The organism is Agromyces atrinae, assembly GCF_013407835.1.
Lineage (GTDB): Bacteria > Actinomycetota > Actinomycetes > Actinomycetales > Microbacteriaceae > Agromyces > Agromyces atrinae.
The window spans coordinates 1,225,726-1,246,895 of sequence record NZ_JACCBI010000001.1; the positions used below are offsets into that span (position 1 = coordinate 1,225,726).

Annotated in this window: 16 protein-coding genes; 5 read left to right on the forward strand and 11 right to left on the reverse strand. The window is 69.7% G+C overall.

Features of this window, described 5'->3' with window-relative positions; translation table 11 throughout:
- Positions 1-81: 81 nt before the first annotated feature.
- Positions 82-1,077 carry a stage II sporulation protein M gene (locus BJ972_RS05935; protein ID WP_129172890.1) on the reverse strand — a complete coding sequence of 332 codons (996 nt, stop codon included), beginning with the start codon at positions 1,075-1,077 and terminating at the stop codon, positions 82-84.
- Between the two features lie 17 nt (positions 1,078-1,094).
- Between BJ972_RS05935 and BJ972_RS05940 the strand changes: the two genes are divergently transcribed.
- Positions 1,095-1,934, forward strand: coding sequence for an RDD family protein (locus tag BJ972_RS05940; protein WP_129172891.1), 840 nt, complete (start codon positions 1,095-1,097; stop codon positions 1,932-1,934).
- 36 nt (positions 1,935-1,970) lie between these two features.
- On the opposite strand, the gene ahcY is transcribed toward BJ972_RS05940, so the two are convergent.
- From ahcY to BJ972_RS05955, 3 genes are all read right to left on the reverse strand, one after another.
- Positions 1,971-3,449, reverse strand: a complete 1,479-nt coding sequence (ahcY, locus tag BJ972_RS05945) for an adenosylhomocysteinase (RefSeq protein WP_129172892.1) — start codon at positions 3,447-3,449, stop codon at positions 1,971-1,973.
- A 74-nt stretch (positions 3,450-3,523) separates the two neighbouring features.
- Positions 3,524-4,951, reverse strand: a complete 1,428-nt coding sequence (locus tag BJ972_RS05950; RefSeq protein ID WP_129172893.1) for a phosphomannomutase/phosphoglucomutase — start codon at positions 4,949-4,951, stop codon at positions 3,524-3,526.
- Positions 4,948-5,166: a DUF3499 family protein gene (locus BJ972_RS05955; RefSeq protein WP_129172894.1), complete on the reverse strand. Its 219-nt coding sequence runs from the start codon at positions 5,164-5,166 to the stop codon at positions 4,948-4,950. Before BJ972_RS05955 ends, BJ972_RS05950 begins: the two co-directional genes overlap by 4 nt.
- Positions 5,167-5,210: 44 nt before the next feature.
- Here BJ972_RS05955 and BJ972_RS05960 point away from each other — a divergent pair, with 44 nt between their 5' ends.
- Complete coding sequence (locus BJ972_RS05960; protein WP_129172895.1) at positions 5,211-5,657, forward strand: metallopeptidase family protein; 447 nt, start codon at positions 5,211-5,213, stop codon at positions 5,655-5,657.
- Positions 5,658-5,685: 28 nt separating this feature from the next.
- Here the strand turns inward: BJ972_RS05960 and BJ972_RS05965 are convergent, their stop codons facing one another.
- The 5 genes from BJ972_RS05965 to BJ972_RS05985 all read right to left on the reverse strand — a co-directional run bounded on the left by BJ972_RS05965 (position 5,686) and on the right by BJ972_RS05985 (position 12,035).
- Positions 5,686-7,107 (reverse strand): DUF5719 family protein, encoded by a 1,422-nt coding sequence (locus BJ972_RS05965; RefSeq protein ID WP_129172896.1) that lies wholly within the window; start codon positions 7,105-7,107, stop codon positions 5,686-5,688.
- Positions 7,100-10,255, reverse strand: coding sequence for a glycosyltransferase (locus tag BJ972_RS05970; protein ID WP_129172897.1), 3,156 nt, complete (start codon positions 10,253-10,255; stop codon positions 7,100-7,102). The genes BJ972_RS05965 and BJ972_RS05970 overlap by 8 nt, the downstream gene beginning before the upstream one ends.
- Before the next feature lie 75 nt (positions 10,256-10,330).
- Positions 10,331-10,651, reverse strand: a complete 321-nt coding sequence (locus BJ972_RS05975) for a WhiB family transcriptional regulator (RefSeq protein WP_129172898.1) — start codon at positions 10,649-10,651, stop codon at positions 10,331-10,333.
- Positions 10,652-10,841: 190 nt separating this feature from the next.
- Complete coding sequence (galE, locus tag BJ972_RS05980) at positions 10,842-11,804, reverse strand: UDP-glucose 4-epimerase GalE (RefSeq protein ID WP_129172899.1); 963 nt, start codon at positions 11,802-11,804, stop codon at positions 10,842-10,844.
- 81 nt (positions 11,805-11,885) lie between these two features.
- Complete coding sequence (locus tag BJ972_RS05985) at positions 11,886-12,035, reverse strand: hypothetical protein (protein WP_164989877.1); 150 nt, start codon at positions 12,033-12,035, stop codon at positions 11,886-11,888.
- Positions 12,036-12,119: 84 nt separating this feature from the next.
- Between BJ972_RS05985 and BJ972_RS05990 the strand changes: the two genes are divergently transcribed.
- Complete coding sequence (locus tag BJ972_RS05990) at positions 12,120-13,073, forward strand: GlxA family transcriptional regulator (RefSeq protein WP_129172900.1); 954 nt, start codon at positions 12,120-12,122, stop codon at positions 13,071-13,073.
- Between the two features lie 6 nt (positions 13,074-13,079).
- Here BJ972_RS05990 and manA read toward each other — a convergent pair whose 3' ends face one another.
- A complete protein-coding gene (gene manA, locus BJ972_RS05995; protein WP_129172901.1) occupies positions 13,080-14,306 on the reverse strand; it encodes a mannose-6-phosphate isomerase, class I in 1,227 nt (408 codons plus the stop codon).
- Positions 14,307-14,414: 108 nt separating this feature from the next.
- On the opposite strand from manA, the gene BJ972_RS06000 reads away from it, so the two are divergent.
- Both BJ972_RS06000 and BJ972_RS17645 read left to right on the forward strand, forming a co-directional pair.
- Positions 14,415-15,593: an acyl-CoA dehydrogenase family protein gene (locus BJ972_RS06000; RefSeq protein WP_129172902.1), complete on the forward strand. Its 1,179-nt coding sequence runs from the start codon at positions 14,415-14,417 to the stop codon at positions 15,591-15,593.
- Between the two features lie 162 nt (positions 15,594-15,755).
- Positions 15,756-17,837 (forward strand): acyltransferase family protein, encoded by a 2,082-nt coding sequence (locus tag BJ972_RS17645; RefSeq protein ID WP_129172903.1) that lies wholly within the window; start codon positions 15,756-15,758, stop codon positions 17,835-17,837.
- A gap of 87 nt (positions 17,838-17,924) precedes the next feature.
- Here BJ972_RS17645 and BJ972_RS06010 read toward each other — a convergent pair whose 3' ends face one another.
- A complete protein-coding gene (locus BJ972_RS06010; protein ID WP_179419926.1) occupies positions 17,925-21,134 on the reverse strand; it encodes a glycosyltransferase in 3,210 nt (1,069 codons plus the stop codon).
- Between the last annotated feature and the right edge of the window lie 36 nt (positions 21,135-21,170).

Sequence of the window (21,170 nt, forward strand, 5' to 3'; positions counted from 1 at the left end):
GACAGAACCGCGGATGCCGCGGGCTTGCCTCACTCCTCGGAGTCGACGAGCCCGCGGCATCCGTCGTCTCCCGGCGGGCGCTCAGCCCGCGACGATGCGCCGCGAACCCGAGTCGAACTCGACGAGGTCGCCCGACTCGCCCGCACGCACCGCACGGCCGCCGACGATCACCATGTAGGCGAGGAACGCGAGCAGGGCGATCGCGCCGATGGCGATCTTGAGCTGCCAGGGCAGCGGCGACGGGGTGACGAACCCCTCGATCACGCCCGAGACGAAGAGCACGATCACGAGACCGATCGCGACGGTGAAGAGCGCGCGACCCTCGGTCGCGAGCGCCTCGCCGCGGGTGCGGGCGCCGGGAGCGACCCACGCCCAGAAGATTCTGAGACCGGCCGCCGCCGCGACGAACACCGCCGTGAGCTCGAGCAGACCGTGCGGGAGGATGTACTGGAAGAACGTGTCGCCCTCGCCGTACGAGAACATGATGCCCGCCGTGAGCCCGACGTTCGCGGCGTTCTGGACGATGATGTACGGCACGAACACCCCGAGGATGCCGAAGGCGATGCACTGCGCGGCGATCCAGGCGTTGTTCGTCCAGACGAGCCCGGTGAACGCCGCTGCGGGGTTCTCGGAGTAGTAGTTGACGAAGTCCTCGTCGACGAGCTTCTGGAAGTCGGCGTCCGTGCCGAGGGCCGCGAGCACGCGAGGATCGGCCACGGCCCAGCCGGCGACGAGCGCCGCGATGGCGACGGTCGCGACGGCGACGGCGAGCGTCAGCCAGCGCACCCGGTACAGGGCCGCCGGCAGCTGCAGGAGGAAGAATCGCGGCATCGCCGCGAGGAGGTTCTCACCCGTGCCCGTGAATCGGAGACGAGCACGCGACAGGCTCACCGAGAGACTGTCGCCGACGGGTGTCGAGCCCGCGCTCGTCTTGATGATCGAGAGGTCGCTCGCACCCGCCTGATACCGCTCGATGAGCTCGTCGGCGCCGGCCCCGTCGAGGGTGCGCTCGCGCGCGAGAACGTCGAGTCGGTCCCACTCGGGGCGTCGGGCTTCGTGGAAGGCGTCGAGATCCATCTGCTTGAATACTATCCATGGCCGAGACTTCGACGCCCGTCCCCTCCCGCGACGACGATGGCCTCCTCACCGGCGAAGCCGTCTCCCTCGACGTCTCGTCGGCGAGTGTCTTCCTGCGCGCGGCCGGCGCCCTCATCGATGCCGTCGTCTACGGCGGCTCGCTCATCGTCATCCTGCTGCTCGCCGAGAACTCGTCGCTCTTCGCCGACGCGGCTCTCGGCCAGGCGCTCGTGACGGCGACCCTCGTCATCTGCCTCGTCATCGCCCCGATGACCGTCGAGACGCTCTCGCGCGGCCGCTCGCTCGGCAAGCTCGCGATCGGTGCACGGATCGTGCGTGACGACGGCGGCGGCATCCGCCTGCGGCACGCGTTCATCCGCGCGCTCACCGGGGTGCTCGAGCTCTACATGACGATCGGCGGCATCGCCCTCATCGTGTCGTTCCTAAACCGCCGCGCGAAGCGACTCGGCGATCTCCTCGCGGGAACCTACAGCCAGATGGAGCGGGTGAAGCGCCCCGAGCCGTCGCAGATCGCCGTGCCGCGTGAGCTCGAGCAATGGGCGCTGACGGCCGACGTCGCGCGCCTGCCCGACGCCCTCGCGCGACGTGTCGCCCAGTTCTTCGCGGGAGCGGAGCACCTCGTGCCCGCAAGCCGGTCACGCCTGGCGATCACACTCGCCGCGGACGTCACGCCGTTCGTCTCGCCCGTGCCGCACGTGCACCCCGAGGCGTTCCTCGCGGGGGTCTCGGCCGTCCGTCGCACGCGTGAAGCGGAGGCCCTGCGGCTCGAGGCGGCGCGGATGACCGAGCTCGAGCCGTTCCTCACGGCACGTCCGCACGCGCCGGCCGACTCCTGAGGGGCGGGCGCCGCGCCGTGCGCGACGCCCGACACCTCAGTAGCGGTAGTGGTCGACCTTGTACGGTCCGTCGACCGTGACGCCGATGTAGGCGGCCTGCTCGGGTGAGAGTTCGGTGAGCTCGACGCCGAGCGCGTCGAGGTGCAGACGCGCGACCTTCTCGTCGAGGTGCTTCGGCAGCACGTAGACGCCCACCGGGTACGCCTCGGGCCGCGTGTACAGCTCGATCTGCGCGAGGACCTGGTTGGTGAACGAGTTGCTCATGACGAACGACGGGTGGCCCGTCGCGTTGCCGAGGTTCATGAGGCGCCCCTCGGAGAGCACGAGGATCGACCGGCCGGTCGGCAGGCGCCACTCGTGCACCTGCGGCTTGATCTCGACGCGCTCGGCGCCCTCGAGCGACTCGAGCGCCGCCATGTCGATCTCGTTGTCGAAGTGGCCGACGTTCGAGACGATCGCGAGGTGCTTCATCGCGAGCATGTGGTCGAGCGTGATGACGTCCTTGTTGCCGGTGCCCGTGACGAAGATGTCGACGTCGCCGACGACCGACTCGAGACGCGCGACCTGGAATCCGTCCATCGCGGCCTGGAGCGCGCAGATGGGGTCGACCTCGGTCACGATGACGCGAGCACCCTGGCCGCGGAGCGCCTCGGCCGCGCCCTTTCCGACGTCGCCGTAGCCGGCGACGAGGGCGACCTTGCCGCCCATGAGCACGTCGGTCGCGCGATTGAGGCCGTCGGGCAGCGAGTGGCGGATGCCGTACTTGTTGTCGAACTTCGACTTCGTCACCGAGTCGTTGACGTTGATGGCGGGGAAGCGCAGGTCGCCCGCGGCGTGCAGCTCGTAGAGGCGGTGCACACCGGTGGTCGTCTCTTCGGTGACTCCCCCGATGCCGTCGGCGATCGTCGTCCAGCGGTCGGTCGACGTGGCGAGCGAGCGGCGCAGCACGTCGAGGATGACGCGGTACTCGGTGCTCGCGTCGGCCGGCGTCTCGGGCACGGCGCCGGCGAGTTCGAACTCCCGGCCCTTGTGGACGAGCAGGGTGGCATCGCCGCCGTCGTCGAGGATGAGGTTCGGGCCGGTCCAGTCGGCTCCCGCTGCAGCGGCTTCGGCGCTCCAGTCGAAGATCTGCTCGGTGCACCACCAGTACTCGTCGAGGGTCTCGCCCTTCCAGGCGAAGACGGGCACGCCGGCCGGTTCGGCGACGGTGCCGGTCGGGCCGACGACGACGGCGGCCGCGGCCTCGTCCTGCGTCGAGAAGATGTTGCAGCTCGCCCAGCGGACGGTCGCGCCGAGGGCGACGAGGGTCTCGATCAGCACGGCGGTCTGCACAGTCATGTGCAGGCTGCCCGCGATGCGCGCGCCGGCGAGCGGCTGCGACGGTCCGAACTCGTCGCGGAGGGCCATGAGGCCCGGCATTTCGTTCTCGGCGAGGCGGAGCTGGTGGCGACCGGCTTCGGCGAGTTCGATGTCGGCGACCTTGAAGGTCACGGTGGGGGTGGTGAGGGTGCTCATGGTCTCATTCTGTCAGGGCGTGCCGAGAGATGACGGCTGCGCGGGTGAGCGCAGGCGTCGGAGTACGACGCGGGTCAGTTCGTCGCCCGGATGAGACCGAGGGCCTCGTCGCGCAGGCGCTCCATGGTCTCGCGGTCGCCCGCCTCGACGTTCAGGCGGAGCAGCGGCTCGGTGTTCGACGGACGCACGCTCACCCACCAGAACGGCTCGTCTATCGAGGTGAGCCCCGTGATGAAGAGCCCGTCGAGCTCGTCGAACTCGCCGCGACCGGCGAAGGCCTCGACGATTCGCGTGTACGCGGCGGGGATGTCGTCGACCGTCGAGTTGATCTCGCCCGAATCGGAATACGGCGAGAACTCGGCAGCGAAGCTCGAGAGCGGCTCGGACTGCGATCCGAACTCGGCGAGCAGGTGCATCGCCGCGAGCATGCCGTTGTCGGCACCCCAGAAGTCGCGGAAGTAGTAGTGCGCCGAGTGCTCGCCGCCGAAGACGGCGCCCGTGGCCTTCATCTCGGCCTTGATGAGCGAGTGGCCCACCTTGGTGCGCACGGCCGTGGCACCCGCGCCCTCGATCGTCTCGGCGACGATCGACGATGTGATGAGGTTGTGGATGACGGAGATGTCGTCGTCGCCCGCGGCGCGGACGCGCGCGATCTCGCGGAGTGCGACGATCGCGGCGACGGCCGACGGCCCGACGGGTTCGCCACGCTCGTCGACGACGAAGCAGCGGTCGGCGTCGCCGTCGAAGGCGAGACCGAGGTCGGCGCCGTGCTCGACGACGGCGCGCTGGAGGTCGACGAGGTTCTCGGGCACGAGGGGGTTGGCCTCGTGGTTCGGGAAGTTGCCGTCGAGCTCGAAGTAGAGCGGGATGATCGTGAGCGGGAGCGCCGGGAGGCCGGCCGCCTCTTCGAGCACGGCGGGAACGGTCAGTCCGCCCATGCCGTTGCCGGCGTCGACGACCACGCGGAGCGGACGGATGCCGGAGAGGTCGACGAGTTCGCGGAGGTACGCCGCGTACGAGGCGAGGACGTCGAGCTCTCGCACCGTGCCCGGCTGGTCGACCGCGGGGATGCCCGACTCGAGGAACTCGGCGGCGCGATCTCTGATCGAACGCAGGCCGGTGTCGAACGAGAGCCCGAGCGCACCCGCGCTCGAGAGCTTCATGCCGTTGTAGGCGGCCGGGTTGTGGCTCGCGGTGAACATGGCGGCGGGCGCATCGAGCGTGCCCGACGCGAAGTAGCTCTCGTCGGTCGAGCAGAGTCCGATGTCGACGACGTTCGCTCCGCGAGCGGTCGCGCCCCGCGCGAAGGCTGCGGCGAACCCGGGCGAGGAATCACGCATGTCACGGCCGACGACGACGTCGCCGCCCGCAGCGCCCACTTCGTCGACGAACGCTGCGGCGATCGCCTCGACGACGGTCTCGGTCAGTTCGGAACCGACGAGACCACGCACGTCGTAGGATTTGACGATGCGCTCGAGCACGCTCGACTCGGTGCGGCTCATGCGCTGTGCCCCGCTCCGCGCAGCATCGCGTGACGCACGACCTGCCACCCCTGCGGTGCCGAGGTGCGCTCGGCGTGACGCGCGCACAGGTCGTAGCTGTGCGGCTCGGGAGTGATGCTGAGCGGGCCCAGCACGACCATCGAATCGGCGTAGACGTACGTGAGTGTCGTGACGGCCTCGGTCGTGCACGAGACGCGGGAGCAGGTCCTGTTCATATGCGCCTCAGAATAGCCGCATCGTGCGACGTTAGGATGACGACATGCCCCGCTCCCGCCGCGCCACCCCGGAGCCCGCCTCACCGCGTCGTCTCGCCCGGAACCGTCACGGCCGCGGACCGCGCTCGTCGATCGTCGGGCCGTATCTGCCGATGCTGCGTTCGCGCATCGACGAGTTCGACGTCAACGTCGCGACGACCGCGGGGTACCTCAAGGGTCTGTGGCCCGACGACCTCGACGGCGTCTCGTTCGAGGTCGCGCAAGCGCCCGACGACGCCCTGCACGGCGACCACATCGACCGCTGGCGCGTTCACCACGACACGCGTCGCATCGTGTTCTTCCGTCTGCCGATCATGCGTTTCTCGCACACGACCGAGGGCGACGAGCTGCGTGAGCGCATGCTCGTCGAGAGCTGCGTGTACCGCGCGGTGGCCGAACTGCTCGGCAAGGAGCCGTGGGAACTCGCGCCGGATCGTTATCGCCACTGGTGAGTGGCACCACTCACCGCGAACGCGCGCCTCAGTGCGTGTAGACGCGGACGGGCGCCTCGAGCGGCCCGGGAGGCTGCAGGGCGAACGACGATGACGTCGCGGGCGACAGGTAGCCGACCGAGGCGTGCAGGCCCGCGACGCCCTCGAGCACGTACGACTCCTCGGCGCTGACCGAGACCGACGCGGCTCCGTTCGAGGGGACGACGATGCTCCGCTCGGCGCCCTCACCGGGGACGACCTCGACCGTGACATCCGTCGAGCCCGGGTTCGTGAGGTGCAGCACGGGCGACGGACCCTCGGCGACCACGAACGGCGCGTCGTCGAGGAGCGGCTCGGTCGCGGCGTGCCACGCGAAGTCGGGGGCGTTCTGCAGCGTCACCGCGGTGCGCGCGGCCGCGACGATCGGCTCGCTCGATCGCACCGAGATGGTGTGACCGCCGGTCGTCAGACCGTCGAGCGGGACGTCGAGGGACTGGCCCGCGGTCAGGTCGAGTTCGAGTGATGTCACCGCACCGCTGCTCTCCGCGGTGATGTCGACGGTCACCTGCGCGTCGGCGTCGGGAGCGAGCAGACGGATGACGGGGTGCGAGTCCTCGAGGTCGTGGGTGTGATCCTCGCCCGTGTCGGCGGTGTTCGCCGAGAGAACGACGCCGGGGATCACGACGTTCTCCGCCGGGAGCGCGCTCGGACCGGCGAGTTCGACTCCGCCGGGGGTGAGGCCGCGGATGACGGTGTGCTGGAGGTTGGCCGCGACACGACCGCCCTCGCTCACGACGTGCACGACGGGCGTGCGGACGTTCGGCGCGAAGCCCGCGAGCGGCAGCACGACCTGCTGCCCGGCGGGAACGAGGATCGCGGACGTTCCGGGCGCATCGATCGGGCCGTTCTCCCCGAAGAGCTCGAGGCTCACGGTCGCCGCGACGCTCGTCGGGTTGCTGAGGACGATGAGACTCGTGCGACCGACATCCGTCGCGCCGGCGACGAGCCAGGCTTCGTCGAGGGCCTCGGCGCACGCCGCAGCGGCGAATCCGGCGACGGTCTCGGTGGCGGCGACCTGCGACTGGCTGCCCGCGAGGGCACCGGCCTCGCCGACCGGCGGCGCGCTCAGGAGCGTCGGACCGCCGTCGCGGTCGAATCGCGGGTTGCGCGGGGCGTCGAGCTCGACCGAGGTCACCTCGGAGTCAGCGGCGGCCGAGACGACCGAGGCCGATCCGAACGAAGCCGCGGCCGTGGCCTGGGTGGCGTCGTCGGCGAGCGAGAGGAGCGGCCCGGCGCAGACACGCTGCTGCTCGCTCGCGGTCGGCGAGATCGTCACGGCGGCGGGCTCGACGGTCACGGACGGCCACGGGAGGGCGATCGCTGCTCCGACGGCGACGACACCGACCGCGAGGCCGATGAGTCCCGTCACGATGCGCGTGCTCGCGATGGCGATGTCACGGCGCTCAACCATCTCGCTTCTCCTCGTCGTTCGTCGCCTGATCGGCCGCATCGCCGGACGCCGAGTCGGCGGTCGGCGCGGAGTCCGTCTGCGATGCCTCGTCCTCGGAGGAGGGGGTCGCGGCGACGGGCAGATCCGCGGCGTCCTCGGCGGGCGGCAGCTCGACCGGCGTCGGCGGGTACTCGGGCTCGTCGGCTGCGTCGTCGGCGGTCGACTCGTCGGCGCTCGTGTCGTCGGTGCCGACGGGCTCGGGCGCGGCCTTCGCACGCGAACGCCGTTCGCGCCGCGGCTTCGGTTCACGCTCCGGTCTCGGCTCACGCTTCGGACGCAGTCGCACGGGCCGCTCGCGCACCGGCGCCTTGTATTCGCGGCCCACACCTGTCGGGATCGACAGGAGGAGCGTCGCACCGAAGACGACGATGAGGAGGATCGTGACGAGGTTGCCGCGCCATCCGCCCGCGTCGGCGGGGACCTGCGTGGCGGGCACGTCGGTTCCGGCCTCACCGAATCGCCAGAGCATTCCGAAGTCGGTCTCACCGACGGGCACGAGGGACGCGTTGCCGTCGAGGGCCACGGTCGCACGGTCGGCGGCCAGCTGGGTCGCGCCCGAGATCGAACCGTCGCTCTCACGAACGCCGGTCGCGAGCAGCACGAAGCTCACACCGAAGTCGGTCAGTGCCGCCGACGTGTCGACGCCGCTCCTCGAGACGAGGTTTCCCGTGAGGTCGGCGAGGGCGCGCTCGCGCTCGGAGGGCTCGGGCCGGGTCTGTTCGTACGTGGACTGGTCGTCGAGGGTGACGCCCGAACCGCGCTGCAGTTCGGCGAGCACGGCGCCGTCCGACTGGGGCGTCACGACGAGGGTCGTGACGCGCGGGTCGGCCTGCGCCTCGGCGACCACGAACGCGGGAAGCTCTCGCTCGGCGGCGGGCTGCACGTCCGCTCGCCCGGCGAGGGTCGCCGTGGCGGCCGGTGCCGCGACGAGCACGAGGGCGAGGGCGAGCACGGCGCCGGGCGCGACCGCGAAGCGGCCGAAGGCGCGGAGCGCGACGATCGCAGCACCCAGCAGTCCGAGCCAGTAGAGACTCTGACCGGCTCCCGACCAGAGCGCGAGGCTCGTAGCGCCGAGGGTCGCGACCTCGACGTGCGTCGCGGCGAACGCCGTGGCGAAACCGAGGAGCGCGACGGCGAGGGCGAACACCGCGGTGCGCGATCCCCGCACGAAGAGGCCGATGACCGCGAGGATGACGAGAGGGGCGACGAGCCCGAGCACGATGTAGCGCGCGTCGATGCCGCCGAGCGAGAGCCACGCGAGGGTGTCGGTCCAGCCTCCGAAGCCGCGGGCCGGGAATCCGAGGAGCAGGTCGACGACGCTGTCGTGTACCGACGCGAACGGGGCGCCCGGGTCGGCGAGCAGGGCCAGGGGCGTTCCACGCTCGAGCTGCGCCCAGACGAGGGCGGCGGCGAGCGCCGCTGCGGGGACGGGGAGCGCGATGTAGCGCGCGAAGCGACGTCCGCTCGCCGCGACGCACAGCAGCCAGATGACGAGGAGCGCGGGCGCGAGGCTCGGTGCCGACGCGACGATGGCGGCGAAGAGCAAGGATGCCGTGGCCGATGCCGCCCACGACCGGCGCGCGCCGAGCAGGGCGAAGAACAGCCAGGGAAGTAGCACGTGGGCGAGGACGGCCGTCGGTCGGCCATCCGACAGGGCGACGAGGAGCGGCGGGGCGATCGCCCAGGCGATACCGGCGACGGCGCGCACTCCCCCGCTCTCGGTGAGGCGGGCGGCGGCGAACCAGGCGCCGAGGGCCGAGACGGGGATCGCGGCGACCCACACGATGAGGAGCGCGAGCGACGGTGTCCAGAAGGTCAACGATCCGAGGATCGCGAGCACGGCGGCGAAGGGATCGGCTGCACCGACGAATCCGGTGCCGATGTCGCGCCAGCCGTAGCCGATGTTGGCCCAGAGCTCCGCGGGGGTCGCGCTGAGCGGCAGGAGTGCTCCGCCGGAGATGCCCGCAGAGCCGAGGAGCGGGAGGAACAGGATGACTCCGGCGACGGTCGCCCCGAGGAGCGTCCATGCTCCACCGCTCGAGATGAACCTGACGTCGTCGCGCGAGCCACGGGCCCACGCGATGCGTGCCTCGCGCTCGAGCGCGCGGCGTCGCCGCATCTCGTCGGGCGCCACACGGAGCGCGGCGATCGACGCCCAGCCGAGCTTGCGGGTGCGCGCGATGCTCGATCGCGCCTGGCTCACGCGCATGCCCGAGAACGCGACCCGGAACGCGGCGCCGAACTCGCCGAGGATCGACCCCGGTGACTTCGTGAGGAGGTGCCAGACCGAGCGCAGGATCGCGAGGGGAAGGAGCGTCAGCCAGTGCAGAGCGACGACGGCACCGGGAGCGTAGGCGAGCCGGCGGTGGAGCTGGGCGGTGCGCGACTGGCGGGTGCGCGTGCGGCGCGCACGGGCCGTGAGAGCGGCGGCCGGGCCGGCCACGCCCTCGGAGGCGAACGCGACGCGCGCCTCGGGTACGACCTGCACGCGGTGGCCGGACAGTCGCGTGCGGATCGAGAAGTCGAGAGCGTCATCCACGACGGGCAGGGCGGGATCGAACCCGCCGAGCTCGTCCCAGACGCGGTGCCGCACGAGGAGACCGGCGGGAGCGACGCCGAGCACGTCGCTCAGGGTGTCGTGCTGAGCCTGGTCGAGCTCGTCGTGGACGAGCTCGACGGTCGCGCCGAGGCGCGTGATCGACTGACCGAGCTCGTCGATGAAGTCGGTGCGCCCCCACTGCACGAGCTTGGGGCCGGCGACCGCGACGGAGGGCGCGATCTCGAGGGCGCCCACGAGCCGCGCGAGGGCCTCGGGTTCGGGCGCGCTGTCGTGGGAGAGGAACCAGAGCAGTTCGTCGTCGCTCGTGGGCGGCGGCGTCAGCCGCACGGCGGCCTCGAGCGCTTCGCCGAACGACAGCGACTCGGACGTCGAGATGACGTGGCTCGCACCCGCCGTCGCGATCAGCTCGGACGAGCCGTCGGTCGATGCGGCGTCGACGATGATGAGGGCGTCGGGGCGTCGGGACTGCGCCGCGAGCGCATCGAGCGTCCCCGGAAGTCGTTCGGCGCCGTTGTGCGCGACAAGGATGGCGGTGACTCTCGGAAACATCGTGGTCAGCCTAGGTGGGCGTGGCTCGTTCGACGCTCAGCACGTCGGGCGTGGCACGAATCGACCGGACGAGGTTCAGACGGCGCGACGGCGGAGCTTGCGACGCTCGCGCTCGGAGAGGCCGCCCCAGATGCCGAAGCGCTCATCGTTGTCGAGCGCGTACTCGAGGCAGTCGGAGCGCACTTCGCACGTCGTGCAGATCTTCTTGGCGTCGCGCGTCGAGCCGCCCTTCTCGGGGAAGAACGCCTCGGGGTCGGTCTGCGCGCACAGCGCGTCGGACTGCCAGGCCAGAGGGTTGTCGTCATCGACGCTCTGCCGCACCCCGGGGACACCGAGTCGGACGGGATCGACGAACCAGTCGTCGGGAACCCCGGAACGATACTCAGGAATCGCCATATCGTCTCCCGCCCAATCTGCCAGCGGCGAATCGCCGTGTCATGAGTAATTACACCCGTGTAGTTAGGCCTGAGTCAAGTCGTGATTGCTCAACCCTCTACTCGCTCTTGAGGGTTCGGTCTCGAAACGACACGCCGCGACCTCTGTCACGAATCGACAACAGCGGCCGCGGACGGCCCCCGGAGGCGGGTCAACTCGCGGCGCGACGAGCCTCCCAGGCGCTCCGCACCATGTCGACGAGCGAGTACCGCATGCGCCAGTCGAGGTCGCGCGCGGCGAGTTCGCCGGTCGCGACGATGCGGGCGGGGTCGCCGGGGCGACGCGGTGCGATCTCGGGAGTGAAGTCGATGCCGGTCACCTCGGCGACGGCCGACATGATCTCGCCGACCGACACGCCGTCGCCCGATCCGAGGTTGTAGACCGTCTCGATCGGGTCGCCCGCATCGAGACGCTGAGCCGCGACGACGTGGGCCGCGGCGAGGTCGGCGACGTGGATATAGTCGCGCACGCACGTTCCGTCGGGCGTCGCGTAGTCGTCGCCGTTGATGCGGGGCGTACGACCGGCGAGCAGCGCCTCGAAGACGAGCGGGAACAGGTTGTGCGGGCTCGCGTCGTAGACCGAGGGGTCGCCCGAGCCGACGACGTTGAAGTAGCGGAGGCTCGCGTGGCGGAGCCCGACGGCCACACCCTGGTCGCGGAGCAGCCACTCGCCGATGAGCTTCGACTCGCCGTAGGGCGACTCCGGGCTCTTCGGGGTGTCTTCGGTGACGAGGTCGACGTCGGGTGTGCCGTAGACGGCGGCGCTCGACGAGAAGACGATGCGGTCGACGCCGGCATCGGCCATCGCGGCGAGGAGGATCGCGGTTCCCGTGACGTTCTGCTGGTACGTGTGCAACGGCCGCTGCACCGAGACGCCCGCGTACTTGTAGCCGGCGACGTGCACGACGCCCGTGATGCCGTAGCGCTGGATCGTCTCGGAGATCAGTGCGCCGTCGAGGATCGAACCCTGCACGAACGGCACGTCGGACGGCACGAACGCCGAGAATCCGCTCGACAGGTCATCGAGGACGACGACGTCGATCTCCGCAGCCTGGAATGCGCGCACGACGTGCGCTCCGATGTATCCGGCACCACCGGTGACGAGCCAGCTCATGAATCCGTGTCCTCCGCCTGGCCGGCGACCTTCGCCCGGCCTCGATCACTCTATCGATCGAGCGCGGGCCTCCGTCATCCGTCAGCGGGCGGGCCGGTCGAGGTTGTGCGCGTGCCGGACGCGGCGGGCGATGTCGGGGCGACCGTAGCCGTCGTTCGCGATGCTCGCGAGGGCGGCGACCACGCCGACCAGGGCGAGCAGACCGAGGAAGGAGAAGATGATCAGTGACATGGCAGTAAATCTATGGATTGCCATAAAATGCCACCAGTGGCAGAATGGACGCCAATCGGCACATTCCTGCCAGATCGGAGAATCATGCTCGAGAAGGTCGTCTGCCTCGCCCTCCCCCAGATGGCTCCGTTCGAGTTCGGCGTCATCTGCGAGGTCTTCGGGATCGACCGCTCCGCGATGAACGGACCGACGTTCGACTTCCACGTCATCGCCGCCGAGCCCGGACCGATCCCCACGAAGCTCGGTTTCGACATCGTCGTGCACGAAGACCTCTCCGCCGCCGACGATGCTGACCTCGTGGCCGTGCCCGCAGCGCTCATCGGCGAGACCCCGCACCCCGAGGTGCTGCGCGTGGTGCGCGAGGCCGTCGAGCGCGGCGTGTGGGTCATGAGCGTCTGCAGCGGCGCGTTCATCCTCGGCGAGGCCGGCGTGCTCGACGGCCGCCGGTCGACGACGCACTGGATGTACACCGACCAGCTCGCCGATCGCTTCCCCGGCACCGACGTCGACCCCGACGTGCTCTTCGTGCAGGACGGCAAGGTCGTCACGGGAGCCGGCACCGCGGCGGGCATCGACGCCGCCCTGCACATCGTGCGCACCGAGCTCGGTGCCACGGCGGCCAACATCGTCGCCCGGCGCATGGTCGTGCCCCCGCAGCGCGACGGCGGGCAGTCGCAGTACATCGCGACACCCGTGCCCGAGTGCACGAGCGACTCGTTCGCCGTCGTCACCGAGTGGATGCTCGAGAACCTCGACCGCGACCTGACCGTCGACGTGCTCGCCAAGAAGGCGCTCATGTCGTCACGCACCTTCGCCCGGCGTTTCCGCGCCGAGACGGGCACGACGCCCGCCGCGTGGCTCAACCGTCAGCGCCTCCTGCGGGCGCAGCAGTTGCTCGAATCGAGCGACCTGACCCTCGAGGAGATCGCGCGGGAGACCGGCTTCGGAGCGGCGGCCGTCATGCGACACCACTTCGTCAAGGTGCTGCAGACAACCCCGACGGCGTACCGCCGCACGTTCGGTGCTCGTGTCGCCTAGGCCGGCTCAGCGCCCCGACGTCGCGAGGAAGAGCTCACCCCGGCCTACGACCGTGAGAGCGCCCTCGTCGGGCGTCGCGTAGACCGCCTCGCCGCGCGCGAGGGTGACGGATGACGCACTGCCCGTCACCTCGAGCGCGCCGCTCGTGCAGAGCAGGATCGCGGCGGCCCCGATCTCGACCGCCGCCGCCTCGGGGCCGGGGGTGACGTGGTACAGCACGAAGTCGGGCACGTCGGGGCGGAAGACCTCGACGCCGGCGCTCGGCGTCTCGGGCGCGAGTCGCGGAACGGGAACCGGCTCGAAATCGAGGACCTCGAGCAGCTCGGTGACGTCGATGTGCTTCGGAGTGAGCCCGCCGCGCAGGACGTTGTCGGACGCCGCCATGAGCTCGATGCCGAGGCCGTGCAGGTACGCGTGGATGTTGCCGGCCGGCAGGTAGAGCGCCTCGCCGCGCGTGAGCGTGACGCGGTTGACGAGGAGCGAGATGACGATGCCGGGGTCGCCCGGGTACGTCGCTGCGAGCACGCCGACGGTGTCGAAGACATCGGCGAAGGCCGAATCGCTCGGTGCGAGGGCGGCGAGGTGGACGACGCGCTCGACGAGCCACTGCACCTCGCCCGTGTCACCGCCCCGGCCGTCGCGGAGCAGCCACTCGACCGCGTCGTGGATCGGGGTGTCGCCGAGGAGCCGGGCGTCGAGCAGGTCGAGGGCGCCGGGCTGGGCGTCGGGCGTCGCCGCGTCGATCGCGCGCAGCTCGGAGAGGATCGCCCGCGACTCGTCGAGCGCGCGGAAACCGCACAGGGCGTCGAACGTCTCGCTCACGGCGACGATGAGCTCGGGCTTGTGGAACGGGTCGCGGTAGTTGCGGTTGTAGGCGTCGAGGGGGATGCCCTCGTCGTTCTCGAACTCGAAGCGCTCACGCGCCCGATCGGGCGTCGGGTGAGCCTGCAGCGACAGCGGGCCGTCGGCCGCGAGGACCTTGAGGAGGAAGGGCAGCCGCTCCCCCGATGCTGCGCCGAGCGCCGTCGCCGGGTCGGCCGCGATCCACGCCGCGAGGTCGGCCGCGCCGCCGGTCGCCTCGGTGTCGACGATCGTCGCCGGCGAGCCCGGGTGGTCACCGAGCCACAGCTCGGCCTCGGGCTCTCCGGATGCCGGTCGGCCGAGGTACTCGGCGATCATCGTGCGGGAACCCCAGGCATAGTTCCGGGGTTCATTGGCGATCGGCACAAACATGTCGGGCCCTTCTCTCGGCGCTTTGGTCCAAACTACCAACCGGGTTGGGTCGCTCCGTGCACGGGCCTAGGCTGACGGCATCCGACCCACGATTGCACTGGAGCAACCATGACCTTCGAGCCCCTGGCGAGCGACTTCTACGCGTACGAGAACCAGCTGACCGATGTCGAGAAGGAGTCGATCGCCGAGCTGCGCGCGTGGCTCGAGGCGGACGTCGCCCCGGTCGTCAACGACTACTGGGAGCGCGCGGAGTTCCCGATGCAGGTCATCGAACCGCTCGCTCGGCTCGGAGTGCTCTCGCACGGCTGGGAGGAGACCCGCCGGTTCGAGAACTCGGCCGTCTTCCGCGGTTTCGTCGCGCTCGAGCTCGCCCGGGTGGATGCCGGTGTGGCGACCTTCGTCGGAGTGCAGAACGGTCTCGCGACCGGGTCGATCGCGGTGTGCGGCTCGGCCGAGCAGCGCGCGGAGTGGATACCGAAGCTCGCGAGCGGCGAGATCATCGGCGCCTTCGGCCTCACGGAGCCGCTGTCGGGGTCGGATTCGGCGCAGGGCCTCCGCACGATCGCGACGCGCGACGGCGACGACTGGATCCTGAACGGCGAGAAGCGCTGGATCGGCAACGCCACCTTCTCGGACATCACGATCATCTGGGCGAAGGATGCCGACGACGGCCAGGTCATGGGCTTCATCGTGCCGACCTCGACGCCGGGGTACTCCGCGACGAAGATCGAGCGGAAGATCAGCCTGCGCACGGTGCAGAATGCCGATATCACGCTCACCGATGTACGCGTGCCCGAGTCGCACCGCCTGCAGAACGCCAACTCGTTCAAGGACACCGCGAAGGTGCTGCGCCTCACGCGCGCCGAGGTCGCCTGGGCCGCCGTCGGCACGTCGATCGGCGCCTACGAGGCCGCCGTGCGCTACGCGACCGATCGCGTGCAGTTCGGCAAGCCGATCGCCTCGCACCAGCTCGTGCAGGACCTGCTCGTCAAGTGCCTCGGCAACATCACGGCGTCGATCGGCATGGTCGTGCGCGTCTCCGAGATGCTCGACCGCGGCGAGCAGCGCGACGAGCACTCGGCCCTCGCGAAGGCCTACGCCACCTCGCGCATGCGTGAGACGGTCGCGTGGTCGCGCGAGGCCCTCGGCGGCAACGGCATCGTGCTCGACTTCGACGCCGCTCGCTTCTTCGCCGACGCCGAGGCGCTCTACTCGTACGAGGGCACGCGCGAGATGAACACCCTCATCGTCGGGCGCTCGGTCACGGGCAAGGCGGCGTTCGTCTAGGACGGCCATGCCGGGGAGCACGGGCGTCATGGCGGGAGGCGATCGTGTAATGTCAGCGCGTCGGAACTGCGGCCCATCGGAGTCGCGGTAGGGGTGTGATCGTCCGGTCGAGTCAGGAGACGGAGTGTTCAGGGGTGGGCCTGCGCTGAGGACGGTCGACACGTGACCGCGACGTCGCTCGATGCGCCTTCCGTCAGCACAGCGCCCTCGGCATCGGGCTTTCGGCCCGAGATCCAAGCTCTTCGCGCGCTCGCCGTCATGGCCGTGCTCGTGTTCCACCTGTGGCCGTTGCGCCTCACCGGTGGCTTCGTCGGCGTCGACGTCTTCTTCGTCATCTCCGGCTACCTGATCACGTCGCATCTTCTCGGGGAATCCACTCGCACCGGGAGCATCCGACTCGGTCGGTTCTGGGCCAGGCGAGCGAAACGCCTCCTCCCGTCATCCCTCCTGGTCCTCGCAGTGACCGCACTCGCGATCCTCGCTTTCGTGCCCGCGGGCCGGTGGCAGCAGTTCCTGTCCGAGATCGCAGCCTCCACTCTGTACGTGCAGAACTGGCTGCTCGCGGCGAACAGCGTCGACTACCTCGCGGCGACGGGCAACATACCGTCTCCCGTCCAGCACTTCTGGACGCTCTCAGTCGAGGAGCAGTTCTATGTGATGATGCCGATCGTGATGCTCGGCGCCTGCCTCGTCGCCACGCGCACTCGATCGCGCACGCAGACGGCCATCCTCATCGCGCTGGCGTCCGTCACGGCGCTGAGCTTCGGCTACAGCCTGTGGATCACGGCGACGGCGGCGCCGCTCTCGTACTTCTCGACCTTCTCTCGGGCCTGGGAGTTCGGCGTGGGCGCTCTCGTCGCATTCGCGCCCGCACTCAGCCGCGGACCGGCACGCCACGTCCTCACGATCGTCGGCGTGACTGCGATCATCGCATCGGTCGCGCTGTTCGACGCGCAGACCCCGTTTCCCGGTGCGATGGCGGCGGTGCCGGTGATCGGCACCGCGCTCTGCATCTGGGGCGGCCGACGGACGCTGCTCGAGAGGATCGGCTCGATCCGCCCCGTTGCGTTCATCGGCGCCGTGTCGTACGCGATCTATCTGTGGCACTGGCCCCTCATCGTGCTGGTGCCCTACGTGACAGGCCACGAACTCACGACGCTCGAGAAGGTCGCGATCCTGATCGCATCGATCGTCGTAGCGGGAGCATCCACGCGATTCGTCGAGGACCCCGTGCGATTCGATCGACGTCTACTCGGAGGTCAGCGCCGGCCGCGGACGGTCGCACTCTGGTCCGTCATCGGGATGGCCGTCGTCCTCTCGCTGGCGATTCCGCCCATGCTCATCTCGTCGGGTCAGGCGTCGGCAGCCTCCGCCGAGAACGAGCGGCTTCAGGCAAACGCAGAGTGCCTCGGCGCAGCGGTCGCGGTCACGGGCTGCGACGTCGACGAGGAGCTTCGGGACGTGCTTCTGCCGAGCGCCGCCGACCTGCTCACCGACGACGTCAACCGTTCCGAGTGCTGGTCGACGCGCGGCGACGGCACCCTGCGGGTCTGTCCGCTCGGACCGACGACGGGCTACGACAAGCACATCCTCGCGGTCGGCGACTCGCACAACAACACGCTCCTCGAGGCGTACGAGACGATCGCGGAAGAGTTGAACTGGCGCATCGATGTCGCCGGGCGCATCGGGTGCTACTGGACCGACGCCGAACTGGTCTTCAGCACCGACGAACTGACGGCTGAATGCGAACAGTGGCGTGGAGAAGTCCGGCAGCACATCGCCGCGTCGACCGACCTCGACGCCGTGCTCGTGACGAACGCCCGCCGCACCCCGGACGGCGAGGTCCGACCCGCGAACGGCGAGTCCGTCGAGCAGGCGACGTCCGACGGACTAATCGCCGCGTGGTCGACACTGCCGGAAGATGTGCCTGTGCTCGGCCTCGTCGACAACCCCCTGATGAGCAGGGAAGTGATCACCTGCGTCGAGCGAGAAGGACTCGCGGCGGCTGACGCGTGCACCGTGCCGCGAGCGGATGCGTTGCCGGGCGACGCGATGCGCACGGCAGTCGAAGCCGACGACAACGCTCGGCTCATCGACCTGACCGACATCCATTGCGAGCCGGATGTCTGTCGCCCCGTCATCGGCAACGTCATCGTGTATCGGGATCCGGGTCACCTGACGGCGACCTACGCCGCGACCCTCGCGCCCTTCCTCGGTGAGAGACTCGTGGCCGCGCTCGACTAGCGGTGTTGACCGACGCGAGGGCTGCACCCCCGAAGCGCTCGACGCGCACGGTCGTCACCGGACAGATGCGGTGAGGAGTGAGACGGACTACGCCGGGTTCACCTCGGCACCGCTCTGGGCACGTCGCTTCTCCATGATGGCGTCGACGTGTGCAATGAGCTTCTGGGAGCGCGCGACGAAGGAGTGCTCCTGACGAATCCGCTCCGCTGAGCGGGCGAGGACCTCGTCGGACGGACGGTGGTCGGAGTCGATCAGCACGTCGCGGAGCGATTCTCGATCGCTGACCATCGTCACGGCATCGCCGAAGATCTCGCCGATCCCTTCGACGACGTCGCTCACGACCCAGGTTCCGGTCGCCACCGCATCGAAGAGACGGTTGGAGATGAAGCCCTCGGCAGCCATCTCGGTCCAGTGGTCGTTGAGGACCACGCGCGACGACGCGTAGTGCGCGCCGACCTCGGCAGCGGAGAGCGACTCTCCCCGGATCTGCTCGTCGTCGACGAGGCCCTGCCAACCTGGTCCGTAGATGCTGAGATCGGCTCCGATGTCGCTCGCCCATCGCACGATGGGCCGGTAGACCTTGCGTGTCGCTCCAACGAAGAGCACTTCGGCCGAATCGACCTCGCCCTTTCGCGAGGGAGCGAATCGGCTCGTGTTCGTCGCCTGGAGCAGCGGCAGCACCTCGCGGCCGAATCGGCGTGTGGCGCGCTCCGCCCAGGGCTCGCTCGCCGCGAAGACGACGTCGAAGGACTGGATCTCGTCCGCGGTGACGAGTTCGGGGTGACTGATGATCCAGAGCACGTTGACGGCGCCCGGCTGAGGAGCTACCCGATCGAGTCCACGGAGGACGACGACGACATCGTCGAGGTGGGCGCTCTCGCGCGCGACGGCCTCGCGCCGATCGACGACGGCGCGGTGACCCTGTGAACGCAGCGCTTCCGCCAGGTCATCGGCGAACATCGTGTCGCCCCAATGGTCTCCTCGTGCTCCCGCCGGCGCTGCGGTCTTGATCGCCCAGCGCACGGTCGGGTCGGACTGATCTCGGACGACGAGGGGCTTTCCGACCCGCGCGAGCGCGTGAGTCAGGTCCTCGCGGGCGTCGTAACCACGCATCTCCGCACCGATCGCGCGATAGAGCTCGACATCGGGCTCCGGAAGGTGCGCCCCGTGTTCGCGCAGCAGACGAGCGGCACCGAGCTGATCGACCTTGCGCTCCCAGCGGTAGGTCGTCTGCACACGCAGACGAGCTGCCGTCACCACACCGACACGTCGTCCGAGGTCGCCGAGACGGAGGCAGAGGTCGACGTCGCCGAATCCATCGCCGTAGAGCACGTCGAAGCCGCGAACCTCAGCGAAGTCCGAGGCCCGCACGAGCATCGCTCGCCACGTCACGGCGCGGGTCGGGCGAGGGAGCGCGACCTGGTCAGCATCCTCTACCGGATGACCGCGCAGGGTGCTCCACGGCAGGACGTACGCGCCACCGAAGGCGAGGCCGGCAGATTCGATGGCCCCGTCGACGCCGACGATGAGCGGCTGCACGGCGGCGAGCGACGCGTCGCCCTCGAGCGTCGCGGCGAGGGTCGAGATCCACTCCGTCGAACCAGAGACGCCGAGGTCCAGGAAACAGACGAACTCGCCGGTCGTCTGACCGAAGACGAAGTTCGCCTCGAGCGGATGACTGTGTCGACGTTGCAGATGGACGAGGTGCACACGGGGGTTGCCGGTGAACGCGGCCACGAGGGTCGATGCCGCAGAGCGGGTGACACCGCTCGAGACGACGAAGACCTCGAGATCGGCGTCCGCGTTGGATTCGAACACGTCGGCGACGGCCTCGATCGCTCGCCAGGCGTCTCCGTTCGACCGGACGATGACGCTCGTCCGGCCAGGCACGCGTGACGGGACGGCCTCGCGCACCGCATCCCAGTCGCAGAAGTACTTCTCGAGGACGGCCTTCTCCCACGCGCCAGACTCCGTGGTGCTGATACGGGCCTCGGTCCCGACGGCGTCGTCGTAGTGGACACCGACGTAGGGCAGGAATCGAGGCGTCGAGTGAAGACTCAGCCGGAGCGCCAGGTCGTAGTCGACCCATCGGCGGATGCTCTCGTCGAAACCACCGACGGCGGTGAGCAGCGAGCGACGCGTGACGAGAGCGTTCAGGTCGACCGAGTTTCCGGCCTGCAGCAGCTGGTCGTGGCCGCTGACCTGGGCGCCCTGGTACAGGATCCGTGAGCTGCCGACGTGGCGAAGGATGGCGGTGTGCACGACGTCGTCGTTCTCCTGCGTCATCCACCGGACGGCGACCTCGAGGATCTCCGGCGCCCAGACGTTGTCGGAGTCGAGGAACGCGACGAACTCACCGGTCGCATTCGCGATGCCGAGGTTGCGCGCAGCCGAGACCCCGGACGGCGGCTGGGTGAGGATGCGGATGCGGGAATCGGCCTCGGCCCACTCTCGGAGCACGGTCGGCGTCTCGTCGACCGATCCATCGTCGACGATCAGGAGTTCCCAGTTCGGGTACGACTGCAGCACGACCGACCGCACGGACTCGTCGAGTCGGTGCGCGCGGTCGCGAGCGGGCATGATGATCGACACGAGCGGCTGCTCGGTGATCCCACCGAATCTCGTGTCCTTTCCCCGGAGTTCCTCCAGGAACACGGCGGAGCGTTCGACGTCTTCAGCCGTCGCCGGCCGGAGGCGCGGCACCGCGTAGGCGCGCGAGGCCGTGTACCGGCGTGACTCCTCGAGGAGAGCGGAGCGGACGGCTCCCCACCGGGCGTCGCCGATGACGCTCTCAACGAGAGGAGAGACGGGAAGGATCGTGTCGGTCCGAGCACGTCGCCCGAAGCTCTGCAATGCCTGCAACGGCGTGCGGACGCTCGGATCGGTCTCCTGTGCGAATCGCTTCGAATCGAACACCGGCCCGAGCTCCACCATGCCGATGGTCTCGTCGAAGATCACGCTCGTGATCGCCGAGCCCTTGCGTCCCGACACTCTCCGATACCACTCGTCGTCGAGGAGCGGGTTCGGCATGAGACCGAAGTGCACGCCTTCCGCGACGTAGTGCCGAGCTGCGTCGGCCATGTTGGCGAAGGTCCGCCCGGCCTGTGTGCCGTAGAACTCCGTATCGATGATGCCGCTCGACCAGAGCGCATACGCCGTCTGGCGGGCACGCAGCGCTGCTGCGGCGGTCGGCCATCGGCCGAGGTTGGTCGTCAGTCGTTCGATTCCGTCGCGCACGGCGGGCTTGAACTTGTCGGGCAGTCCCCGTCGGACGGCGGCGCGCGCACGTGCGGCCACACTCGACGTGTCCGGGCTATTCATACGTCTTCCCGT

Bases quoted from the DNA above. Each gene is read 5' to 3' on its own strand.
- BJ972_RS05935 (WP_129172890.1), bottom strand. From the start codon at position 1,077: ATGGATCTCGACGCCTTCCACGAAGCCCGACGCCCCGAGTGGGACCGA.
- BJ972_RS05965 (WP_129172896.1), bottom strand. From the start codon at position 7,107: ATGGTTGAGCGCCGTGACATCGCCATCGCGAGCACGCGCATCGTGACG.
- BJ972_RS05960 (WP_129172895.1), top strand. From the start codon at position 5,211: ATGCCCCGCTCCCGCCGCGCCACCCCGGAGCCCGCCTCACCGCGTCGT.
- BJ972_RS05985 (WP_164989877.1), bottom strand. From the start codon at position 12,035: ATGTCACTGATCATCTTCTCCTTCCTCGGTCTGCTCGCCCTGGTCGGC.
- BJ972_RS05970 (WP_129172897.1), bottom strand. From the start codon at position 10,255: ATGTTTCCGAGAGTCACCGCCATCCTTGTCGCGCACAACGGCGCCGAA.
- galE (WP_129172899.1), bottom strand. From the start codon at position 11,804: ATGAGCTGGCTCGTCACCGGTGGTGCCGGATACATCGGAGCGCACGTC.
- BJ972_RS05955 (WP_129172894.1), bottom strand. From the start codon at position 5,166: ATGAACAGGACCTGCTCCCGCGTCTCGTGCACGACCGAGGCCGTCACG.
- BJ972_RS05975 (WP_129172898.1), bottom strand. From the start codon at position 10,651: ATGGCGATTCCTGAGTATCGTTCCGGGGTTCCCGACGACTGGTTCGTC.
- manA (WP_129172901.1), bottom strand. From the start codon at position 14,306: ATGTTTGTGCCGATCGCCAATGAACCCCGGAACTATGCCTGGGGTTCC.
- BJ972_RS05940 (WP_129172891.1), top strand. From the start codon at position 1,095: ATGGCCGAGACTTCGACGCCCGTCCCCTCCCGCGACGACGATGGCCTC.
- BJ972_RS05990 (WP_129172900.1), top strand. From the start codon at position 12,120: ATGCTCGAGAAGGTCGTCTGCCTCGCCCTCCCCCAGATGGCTCCGTTC.
- BJ972_RS06000 (WP_129172902.1), top strand. From the start codon at position 14,415: ATGACCTTCGAGCCCCTGGCGAGCGACTTCTACGCGTACGAGAACCAG.
- ahcY (WP_129172892.1), bottom strand. From the start codon at position 3,449: ATGAGCACCCTCACCACCCCCACCGTGACCTTCAAGGTCGCCGACATC.
- BJ972_RS05950 (WP_129172893.1), bottom strand. From the start codon at position 4,951: ATGAGCCGCACCGAGTCGAGCGTGCTCGAGCGCATCGTCAAATCCTAC.